At 44.3% G+C, this 9,175-nt stretch carries 10 protein-coding genes; 2 read left to right on the forward strand and 8 right to left on the reverse strand.

Translation table 11 applies throughout. The features are described 5' to 3' along the window. Window positions 1-107 precede the first annotated feature (107 nt). The 3 genes from Q0K03_RS06105 to Q0K03_RS06115 form a co-directional block, all read right to left on the reverse strand. The gene (locus tag Q0K03_RS06105; protein ID WP_297238818.1) at window positions 108-389 is read right to left on the reverse strand and encodes a DUF4190 domain-containing protein; all 282 of its coding nucleotides are present in this window, start codon (window positions 387-389) and stop codon (window positions 108-110) included. Window positions 390-401: 12 nt separating this feature from the next. Further along, complete coding sequence (locus tag Q0K03_RS06110; RefSeq protein ID WP_297238821.1) at window positions 402-815, reverse strand: hypothetical protein; 414 nt, start codon at window positions 813-815, stop codon at window positions 402-404. A 77-nt stretch (window positions 816-892) separates the two neighbouring features. Then, window positions 893-1,879, reverse strand: a complete 987-nt coding sequence (locus tag Q0K03_RS06115; RefSeq protein ID WP_297238825.1) for a protein kinase — start codon at window positions 1,877-1,879, stop codon at window positions 893-895. 52 nt (window positions 1,880-1,931) lie between these two features. Between Q0K03_RS06115 and Q0K03_RS06120 the strand changes: the two genes are divergently transcribed. Continuing rightward, entirely contained in the window at window positions 1,932-2,339 is a 408-nt protein-coding gene (locus tag Q0K03_RS06120) for a hypothetical protein (protein ID WP_297238830.1), read from the forward strand. 36 nt (window positions 2,340-2,375) lie between these two features. Here the strand turns inward: Q0K03_RS06120 and dnaJ are convergent, their stop codons facing one another. Genes dnaJ through hrcA form a run of 4 tightly spaced genes read right to left on the reverse strand, consistent with a single transcriptional unit; the run spans window position 2,376 to window position 6,951 of the window. Continuing rightward, the gene (gene dnaJ, locus Q0K03_RS06125) at window positions 2,376-3,491 is read right to left on the reverse strand and encodes a molecular chaperone DnaJ (RefSeq protein WP_297238837.1); all 1,116 of its coding nucleotides are present in this window, start codon (window positions 3,489-3,491) and stop codon (window positions 2,376-2,378) included. 55 nt (window positions 3,492-3,546) lie between these two features. Beyond that, on the reverse strand, window positions 3,547-5,358 hold the full coding sequence (dnaK, locus tag Q0K03_RS06130; RefSeq protein ID WP_297238838.1) for a molecular chaperone DnaK: 1,812 nt from the start codon (window positions 5,356-5,358) through the stop codon (window positions 3,547-3,549). A gap of 14 nt (window positions 5,359-5,372) precedes the next feature. Then, window positions 5,373-5,924, reverse strand: a complete 552-nt coding sequence (gene grpE / locus Q0K03_RS06135; RefSeq protein ID WP_297238839.1) for a nucleotide exchange factor GrpE — start codon at window positions 5,922-5,924, stop codon at window positions 5,373-5,375. Further along, entirely contained in the window at window positions 5,908-6,951 is a 1,044-nt protein-coding gene (gene hrcA, locus Q0K03_RS06140) for a heat-inducible transcriptional repressor HrcA (protein ID WP_297238840.1), read from the reverse strand. Before hrcA ends, grpE begins: the two co-directional genes overlap by 17 nt. Window positions 6,952-7,075: 124 nt before the next feature. On the opposite strand from hrcA, the gene Q0K03_RS06145 reads away from it, so the two are divergent. Then, window positions 7,076-7,858, forward strand: a complete 783-nt coding sequence (locus tag Q0K03_RS06145; protein WP_297238841.1) for a polyphenol oxidase family protein — start codon at window positions 7,076-7,078, stop codon at window positions 7,856-7,858. Here Q0K03_RS06145 and Q0K03_RS06150 read toward each other — a convergent pair. Further along, window positions 7,855-9,018, reverse strand: coding sequence for a cation diffusion facilitator family transporter (locus Q0K03_RS06150; RefSeq protein WP_297238842.1), 1,164 nt, complete (start codon window positions 9,016-9,018; stop codon window positions 7,855-7,857). The two genes, Q0K03_RS06145 and Q0K03_RS06150, sit on opposite strands and share 4 nt — an antisense overlap. Between the last annotated feature and the right edge of the window lie 157 nt (window positions 9,019-9,175).

A 9,175-nucleotide genomic window follows, 5' to 3' on the forward strand; every position in this document is an offset into this window, starting at 1 on the left:
GGCTTGTTCTCTATGTTGTTTAGGAATGGAAAAAGCGCCATAGACAAGACAGGCTCCTAAGCCAATCAAGGTCCATAGCGCATAATCCGTTACTTGCATAGGCTTTCTTACTGAAGAGCAGCCGAAGCACTGGCCAGACCGCCCAATACGCAGGCACAGGCCACAAAGCCAATGGCACACAGTACCGTTCCTACGATCGAGCACACCAGACCGGCAATAGCGATTCCACTGGGATTTTCATTTCGCGCCTTAACGGCCAAGATCATTCCGACGATCCCGCATACGATCCCGAAAATTTCTCCGTAAACGCCAAAGAAAATCAATACGATCGATACGATTCCCAAGACAAGACTGGCGGTAGCTTTTCCATTTGATTGATTTTGTTCCATATCTCTTCCTCCTTAACTTGCAGATGCCATATACGCATCAGTGATCTGCTGGGCATATTCCATATACACATCCTGAAGCTTTCCTGCCCATTCTTCATATACTTCATATTCATCGCCCTGATCAAACATCAGACTTGCCATTTCCTCAATGCCTTCGGTAGACACTTCGGCAAGTTCTGTGATTTTATCATTGGATAACTTTGCCATCTCTGTGATGTCTCCATTCAAGGCCGGATATTCATTGTTGTAGTCTTCCACCAGACCCGGAGTCATTTCGATGATCTTGTCCGAATACTCCTGCAAGATCGATTCATAGGTCTTGCTTTCCTTTTTTTCGACTTCTTGTTCCTTGGCTGGTTCTGAAGACGAACAGGCACAAAGTCCCATGGCCAGTGCCAGACAACATCCGATTTTAACGATTTTCATGATCAAGTCTCCCTTTCTCAAGCATAAAAAAACTGCTTATCTTCAGTATAGATAAAGCAGTTTTGATTTTGTTATGCTTAGAGCATAATCAGATCCAATGCCATGAAGATCACCAGTCCCAGAACCAAAAGAAGAAAATAGACTCCTCCGCCTATAAATACTCGTAAGATCATGTATTTCGTCTTCAACAAATGACGGTTGCAGATCACAAATTCCATCAGTGCCATACAGTAAAAACAGCTGAGCATATAGTAAATATCATTGACAAAAACGACATTTTCGGCCGGATTGATCTTGATCATGACCAGAAAGATCGCCAGCCATCCGATCCAGGCTCCGATTTTTCCCTTTTTGGTCCGATTGTTCCATCCGGGAAAGACAAAACCGCCGGTCTGGATCGCTTTTTTTAAGTCTTTGACATTTTGATAACGATCTTTGGGATCCATGCTCATCGCCTTAGAGATGATCATCGCATATTTACCCCTGGCTTCCTTATCCATATCGCCGGTAAGCAAAACCTGAAACAGTTTTCCGCATGAATAAATATCGCTTTGTACTGTGGTCTGCGAAAAGCCAAACTGCTCCGGCGGTGCATAGCCCACGCTTCCTAAAAGCGTGGTATCCTTTTGTTTGGTTTTATCATACCGGCGGGCAATGTCAAAATCAAAGAGGATGACTTTTCCATCTCTGTAAAACAGATTTTCCGGTTTGATGTCCCGATGAAGGATCGGAGGATCCAATCCATGAAGAAAACCAAGTATATCACAAAGCTGACAAAGAACATCGGCAGCCTGGTTCGAAGATAAAGGAAGCATCTGATCCAGACGCCGGGCCGCAATGTATTCTTCCTGGACGATCAGCCATCCCTTTTCAATAAAGACATCATAGATTTTAGGGATCCCGTCAATCGAAGCCTTCATCAATTCCGTGTATACAAAGTAATCCCCGTTTCTAAGTTCTCTTTGCACAAAAAAAGAACCATCCATCTTTTTCTGCTTCAAGAGGATGCGTTTGTCCTTTGTTTCCTTAAAAACTTTCACGGTCTTGTAAATTGACGGTATCATTTTCTCTTGCCTAACTACAGACTTTATTTTACCATACTTTTGAGAGGTAATTATGATTCCCACAGAAAAACTGATTGAACTTTTAAACACCGAGTCTTCTTTAGAGACGATCCTGGAACAGATTCCCAATGTCGACTTTGTATCGTACCTGGAAGCCTGTATGAAAAAACAGAACATGGAGAAAAAAGATGTCATCCATCAAACCAACATGCAGGAAAATTACGCCTATCAAATCTGCAGCGGTGCTAAAAAAGGAAGCAAAGACAAGATCGTACAGCTTGCCCTGGCCATGCATTTGGATCTGCATGATACCGACAACCTTCTTTCCTTAAGCGACAACGGCAAGCTCTATGCCAAAGTCAAAAAAGATTCCATTTTGATCTACGCCATAAGACATCGGTATACCGTACAAAAAGCCAATGAGTTACTGTTTGCTCATGGCCTGGATATTTTAGAATGAAAAAGGAACCTGAATCGATTTCAAGTTCCTTTTACTTTATTTAAACGAATTTTTAAACCGTTCAAACGGACTTTCTTTCTGTCCCTTTCTTAACTGTTCATACAGCTCACGCTCTTTCCGCGTCAATTTTTTAGGGATCTCAATGGTCACTTCCACAAACTCATCGCCGGTCTGACGGCTTGTCTTGACACCTTTTCCCTTTAGACGGAATTTTGTATTCGGCTGTGTTCCTTCAGGGATCTTCAATTCCACATCCCCATAGACAGTCGGCACCTGCACACTGGTTCCAATGGTCGCATCCAAGGCACTGATCGGCACCTTGATATAAATATCATTTCCATCGCGCTTAAAAGTCGAATGCGGCTGGACAAAGATCTCGATATAAAGATCTCCATTCGGCCCTCCGTTTGTACCACGTTCTCCTTTGCCCGCAATACGGATCTGCTGCCCCGAAGAGATACCGGCCGGGATCTTGATATCCAGTTTTACCCGTTTATGCTCATATCCCTGTCCATGACATTTATGACAGGCATGACTGACCTTTTTCCCCGTTCCATGACATTCCGGACAGACTGTCTGCTGTTGAATCACACCAAACATACTGCGCTGCTGGGTCATGACATACCCGGTCCCATGACAAGTCGGACACGTCTGCACATCGCCAGGACTTTCAGCACCGCTGCCTTTACAGTGAGAACAGGTTTCGTCCACTTCCAGCGTGATCGTTTCCGTTTTCCCGAAAATCGAATCCATAAAACTGATCCGCATCTGCATATAGCGATCCTGTCCCTGACGAGGCTGGTTGGTATTACGGCGCGAAGACGAGCCGAACCCAAAACCGGATCCGCCAAAGAAAGACCCAAAAATATCGTTCAAGTCGCCAAAATCCGTAAAGCCGCCCTGGAAACCGCCCTGGCTGAAACCGTCCATACCGGCAAATCCAAACTGATCATACGTAGCTCGTTTTTCTTTGTCGCTTAAGACTTCGTAAGCTTCATTGATCTCCTTGAACTTATCTTCTGCACCCGGATCTTTATTCACATCGGGGTGATATTTCATGGCCAGTTTACGGTACGCTTTTTTGATTTGATCTTCGGTCGCATCTCTGGAAACGCCCAGCACTTCATAATAATCTCTTTTCTCATTAGCCATGATTTTTCCCTCCTATCTCAATAGAAAGTTCTAGCGGACGCTAGAACTTTACTTTTTAGTGTTTTTCGGTAAATTCGCCATCAACGACATCGTCATTGGTGTGCGTATTGTTGGACGGATCCGAGGCTCCTGACTGTGCCTGCTGCTGATACATCTGCTGACCAGCCATCTGCGCTGCCTTTTCCAACGCCTCCAGTTTATTACGAACATCTTCCATGTTGTTTTCATCCAGAGACTTCTGCAGATCATCACGAAGTTTCTTCGTTTCTTCCGCCTGTTTTGGATCGATCTTATCTTTTCCATCTTCCAGCATCGCATCGATCTGGGCAATGAAACCTTCCGCACGGTTTCTCAAGTCGATCTCATCTTTTCGTTTGTCATCTTCGGCCTTATGTTCTTCCGCTTCACGAACCATACGGTCGATTTCTTCATCGCTTAATCCGCTGGAGTTCTGGATCGTAATGGACTGTTCTTTTCCAGTTCCTTTATCTTTTGCGCTTACATGCACGATACCGTTGGCATCGATATCAAATGTTACTTCGATTTGTGGAATACCACGGCGAGCTGGTGCGATTCCTGTCAGCTGGAAGTTTCCTAACACCTTGTTGTCATTAGCCATTGGACGTTCTCCCTGCAAGACCTTGATATCAACAGCCGGCTGATTGTCAGCCGCTGTAGAGAAGATCTGCGATTTGCTTGTAGGGATCGTTGTGTTACGCGGAATCAGTACCGTCATAACACCACCCATGGTTTCGATACCTAATGACAATGGTGTAACATCCAGTAACAATACGTCTTTGACATCACCAGAGATAACACCACCCTGGATGCTGGCACCCATGGCAACCGCTTCATCTGGGTTGACCGAATGGTTAGGATCTTTTCCTAAAGCCTTGCGTACCGCTTCCTGTACCGCTGGGATACGAGTGGATCCCCCTACCAGCAATACCTGATCGATATCGTTTTTAGACAATTTGGCATCACGCAATGCGTTTTCAATAGGGATCAAAGTACGATCAACCAGACTCTTGGTCATTTCATCAAATTTAGCTCGCGTTAAGGTTGCTTCAAAGTGAAGCGGACCAGCTGGACCGGCAGAGATGAATGGCAAGCTGATCTGTGTCTGCATAACTCCACTCAAGTCTTTCTTTGCCTTTTCAGCCGCTTCTTTTAAACGCTGCAAAGCCATTGTATCCTGTTTTAAATCAATTCCGTTTTCTTTCTTGAATGTATCAGCCATCCAGTCAACCAATACATTATCGAAGTCATCTCCACCTAAATGCGTATCTCCGTTGGTCGACAATACTTCAAAAGTTCCATCGGCCAGATCCAGAATGCTGACATCGAAAGTTCCTCCACCTAAGTCATAGATCAAAACTTTCTGTTCTTTATCCGTTTTATCGATACCATATGCCAGAGCGGCCGCTGTTGGTTCATTGATAATACGTTCTACTTCCAAACCAGCGATTCTACCGGCATCTTTGGTTGCCTGACGCTGCGCATCGTTAAAGTAAGCTGGAACAGTGATGACAGCTTTGGTCACGGGTTCCCCTAAATAATCTTCGGCATAAGATTTCAGATACTGTAAGATCATCGCACTGATTTCCTGCGGCGTGTACTGTTTTCCTTCCGCTTCCACTTTTTCATTGGTTCCCATCAAACGTTTGATCGAAGAAATCGTATTCTTGTTGGTGACAGCCTGACGCTTTGCGGCATCCCCAATGATACGTTCTCCATTTTTAAAAGCGACAACACTTGGTGTTGTACGGTTTCCTTCCGGGTTAGGGATCACTTTTGGATCCTTACCTTCCATAACGGCTACACAACTGTTTGTTGTTCCCAAGTCAATACCAATAATTTTTGCCATAGTCGATTCCTCCTTTACTCACTGACCTTCACTAAGGCTGGCCTTAAGATTCTATCTTTCAACATATATCCCTTCTGCATCACTTCAATTACGATGCCCGGTTCTGTATCTTCTTTTGCTTCCTGCATCAACGCCTGCATCGTATTGTGGTCAAAAGGTTTTCCTAACGCTTCGATTTCTTTGACTCCTTCATTTGTCAAAACATTCAAAAGCTGCTGGTGGATCATTTCAAATCCTTTGACATAGTTCAAAACTTCTTCGTTTTCACTTTGTACCATCAAAGCTCTTTCCATGCCGTCCAAAATCGGTAGGATCTCCAATCCCGCCTGCTGAAAACGATACTTTTTCACTTGATCGGCCTCATTTTGAAGACGTTTCTTCATATTTTCCGTATCCGCATACGCACGTGCCATATCGTTTTTTGCTTTGGCCAATTCTTCATTCAGCTTTTCAATTTCTTCTTCCAAAGGATTCTTCTCTTCCGAAGAAGCTTGTTGTTCTTCTTCCTTGATTTCCTTTTCCTCTTCTTTTTTTAGTTTTTTCTCTTTTTTATTTTTTTCGCTCATCGCTATCCCCGCCTCCTTTATGTGCAAAGACATCTTCGATCACGCTGGACATGTAATCCATCAGGGCGACCACTTTCGAATACTGCATTCGATTCGGCCCTACGACCATCAGCTGTCCTTCTTCATCGTTGTTGTAATGGAATTTCGTTGTGACAACAGAACAATCACCGATCTGAAGCAGTTCATTTCGCGAATCGATCTGAACCATCACATTGTCGGCCTGATCTGTCCATTGATGAAAGAGACTGGAATTCTCCAGCACGGCCATCAGTTCCTTCAGTTTTCCCAAGTCGCTGAACTCCGGCTGATAGAGCATGTTGCTTCGGCCTGAAACTTTGACCTTTTCGGTGGCAAAGCGCATGAACGCTGTTACAAACGCTTCGAAGAGCACTTCATGACGAACGACCTTGGCTGCCATCAAAGGTTCGATCTCCTTCATTTTGTCAACCACTTCACTGATCAAAGTCCCCGTCAGCTGATCATTCAACAGTTCAGTACACGTTTTGATATCCTGAACCGAAACTTCTGTTCCAAAGTTGAATACCTTGTTCTCCGTATGCCCCTGATCGGTAACAATAATGCCGACTGCACTGGTTTCGCTGATAGGAATCAGCTGCACATGCTGAAGCTTCTGACTTCGGCTGTCCGGCCCCAGTACGATACTGGTCAGATTGGTCATATGGCTCAAGATATCACAGCTCTTTTCAACGACTTCGTCAATGGAATAGTGTCTTTGTGAAAATACCTGCTGCAAGGAATTCTTGACCTGCGAATCCAGGTTGGCTTCCATCAGATATTCCACATAGTAGCGATATCCTTTTTGACTCGGGATACGTCCGCTGGAAGTATGCGTCTTCTCCAACAATCCCGCTTTCTCCAATGTGGCCATTTCGTTTCGAATGGTCGCTGAAGAAACCGGAAAATCCAGGATCTGCATCAGTGTCTTAGATCCTACCGGTTCTGCACATCGTGTAAACTCTTCAACGATTGTTTTGAAGATCACTTTTTGCCGCTGTGTCAGTTCCATATCCAAGGCCCCTTTCTAGCACTCTTATCCTTTGTCTGCTAACAGTATACCATATTCTTTAGCAAGCGCAAGTGTTTAGTGCTAAAAATCGAACTTTTTTCTTCTTTTCTGATACAATAAATCTATGAAAAAAATAGTATGGAATCAAAACATCATTTATGGAGCCACCACTTTGAAAGATGCCCAAAAACCCGATCAGAACAATATGGCCCTCCACGTATGCAACGACCCAAAAGGCGTCATGAAAAACCGATTTGAACTCGAAAAAGAAACGCTTCCTTTGGATCACTGGGCCCTTCCCTGGCAAAAACACACCGCCAATTATTATCGTGTAACTAAAAACGATCTCACAAAAGGTGCGTATGATAAAGAGTCCAGTATCATGGATGTCGATGCCCTGTATACCACCGAGCCTGAGATCTTGATTGGTGTTTTTACCGCCGACTGTCTGGGAATCTTGCTGATCGATGAGAGCACTCCCTGCCTTTGCGTCATTCATTCCGGATGGAAAGGAAGCGTGCAGATGATCACCAGAAAGACCGTTTGTCATCTGATCCAGGAGGGACTGCTGCATCCTGAAAACACAAAAGTCTTCTTCAGCCCCAGCCTGCAGGTTTCTTCTTTGGAGATCGGCATGGAAGTCGTGGAACAGATCCAGGATCTGCCCATGGACTCCCGTCCTTTTATTCATCCTCTTTCCAAGGAAAAGGCCCTGTTTGATAATCAGGGACTCAACGCAAAGATGCTGATGGATCTGGGAATCCCAAAAGAAAACATCCATCTCTCAGATATGGACACTTTGACCGATGCCCAAAACTGTTTCAGCTATCGCCGCAACAACCGCACCCGGGAATTTCCTAAATGCGGAGAACACTTTACCTTCGGATATATAAAAAGACCATCCTAAGCCATAGGATGGTCAATTGTTAATACAAGATAGACTTCTTTATCTGAATCGATTTTCTCTTTTAAAAGTGCCTTGATTTCCTCCTTGGTTCGTTTCTCCGAAAACGGAATGACCAGATCAAAAACCAGATTGACATGGGTCGGTCCCGATACGATACGGAAATCGTGGAAATTCCATTCCACATTCAACGCTTTGATGGCCTTGGCCACTTGTTTCTTATACTGTTCGGTCAAAGGGTCGTTGACCTTGACCGGATCCATATGAAGAACCAGTTCGATCCCCATTTCTTTTTTTACTTTTCGTTCAATATTGTCAATGGCATCATGAACCACAAAAATATCCTGATCCGAATCCACTTCCACATGCGCGTTCGCAAACAAACGATTCGGTCCATAATTATGGATCATCAAATCGTGGACCCCCAGAACTTGCCGATCCGATAAGATCGTCCGATTCAATTCCTGTACGATCTTGGTGTCCGGTGCTTCTCCCAGTAAAGAATTGATGACTTCTTTGATCAGACCATAGGCGTTGTATAGAATCAAACACGAAACGATGATGCCCATGTACCCATCCAGATTCCAATGTACCAGAGGTGATAATACCGTAGAAAGAAGAACGGCCCCTGTCCCCATCACATCACTGATGGAATCCAGGGCAGTCGCTTCCAACAGGGAAGAATCATAGATCTTGGAAAGCTTTTTATTGTAGAAATACATCCAAAGCTTGACCAGGATCGAGATCACCAGAATCAAGACCGTGACCATGCGAAAATCCACAGCTTCTGGATGAAGGATCTTGTTCACACTTTCTCTTGCCATTTCGATACCGATATAGCCAACGATCAGCCCCACAAACAAAGATGCGATCGTTTCGGTTCTTTCATGGCCGAAGGGATGTTCCTTATCTGCCGGTTTGTTGGAAAGATGAAAGGATACGATCGAAATGATATTGCTGCAGGCATCCGACAGGTTGTTGATCGCATCGGCCCGTATGGAAACGCTGTTGACGATCGCCCCAATCAAATATTTGATCACAAATAAAAAAACATTGGCCAGGATCCCAATATAGCCGCAAAGACGTCCTACAGCACTGCGCACATGGGAATCCTTTGTATTTTGATAGTCTTTGACGAATTTTTTAACTAAAAAGGTTACCATAACGCGAGTATATCAAATCATTTTTTGCCATTCAATGAAATTTAGTTACTATACGCTTACTTTTATGATACAATACATGAGCACGGAGACGTATCGAAGTGGTCATAACGAGCTCGACTCGAAATCGAGTTGCCTTCACGGGCACGTGGGTTCGAAT

The sequence above is a fragment of the uncultured Faecalicoccus sp. genome (genome assembly GCF_944327125.1).
Classification (GTDB): domain Bacteria; phylum Bacillota_I; class Bacilli_A; order Erysipelotrichales; family Erysipelotrichaceae; genus Faecalicoccus.

Bases quoted from the DNA above. Each gene is read 5' to 3' on its own strand.
- Q0K03_RS06145 (WP_297238841.1), top strand. From the start codon at position 7,076: ATGAAAAAAATAGTATGGAATCAAAACATCATTTATGGAGCCACCACT.
- hrcA (WP_297238840.1), bottom strand. From the start codon at position 6,951: ATGGAACTGACACAGCGGCAAAAAGTGATCTTCAAAACAATCGTTGAA.
- Q0K03_RS06110 (WP_297238821.1), bottom strand. From the start codon at position 815: ATGAAAATCGTTAAAATCGGATGTTGTCTGGCACTGGCCATGGGACTT.
- dnaK (WP_297238838.1), bottom strand. From the start codon at position 5,358: ATGGCAAAAATTATTGGTATTGACTTGGGAACAACAAACAGTTGTGTA.
- Q0K03_RS06150 (WP_297238842.1), bottom strand. From the start codon at position 9,018: ATGGTAACCTTTTTAGTTAAAAAATTCGTCAAAGACTATCAAAATACA.
- dnaJ (WP_297238837.1), bottom strand. From the start codon at position 3,491: ATGGCTAATGAGAAAAGAGATTATTATGAAGTGCTGGGCGTTTCCAGA.
- Q0K03_RS06120 (WP_297238830.1), top strand. From the start codon at position 1,932: ATGATTCCCACAGAAAAACTGATTGAACTTTTAAACACCGAGTCTTCT.
- Q0K03_RS06105 (WP_297238818.1), bottom strand. From the start codon at position 389: ATGGAACAAAATCAATCAAATGGAAAAGCTACCGCCAGTCTTGTCTTG.
- Q0K03_RS06115 (WP_297238825.1), bottom strand. From the start codon at position 1,879: ATGATACCGTCAATTTACAAGACCGTGAAAGTTTTTAAGGAAACAAAG.
- grpE (WP_297238839.1), bottom strand. From the start codon at position 5,924: ATGAGCGAAAAAAATAAAAAAGAGAAAAAACTAAAAAAAGAAGAGGAA.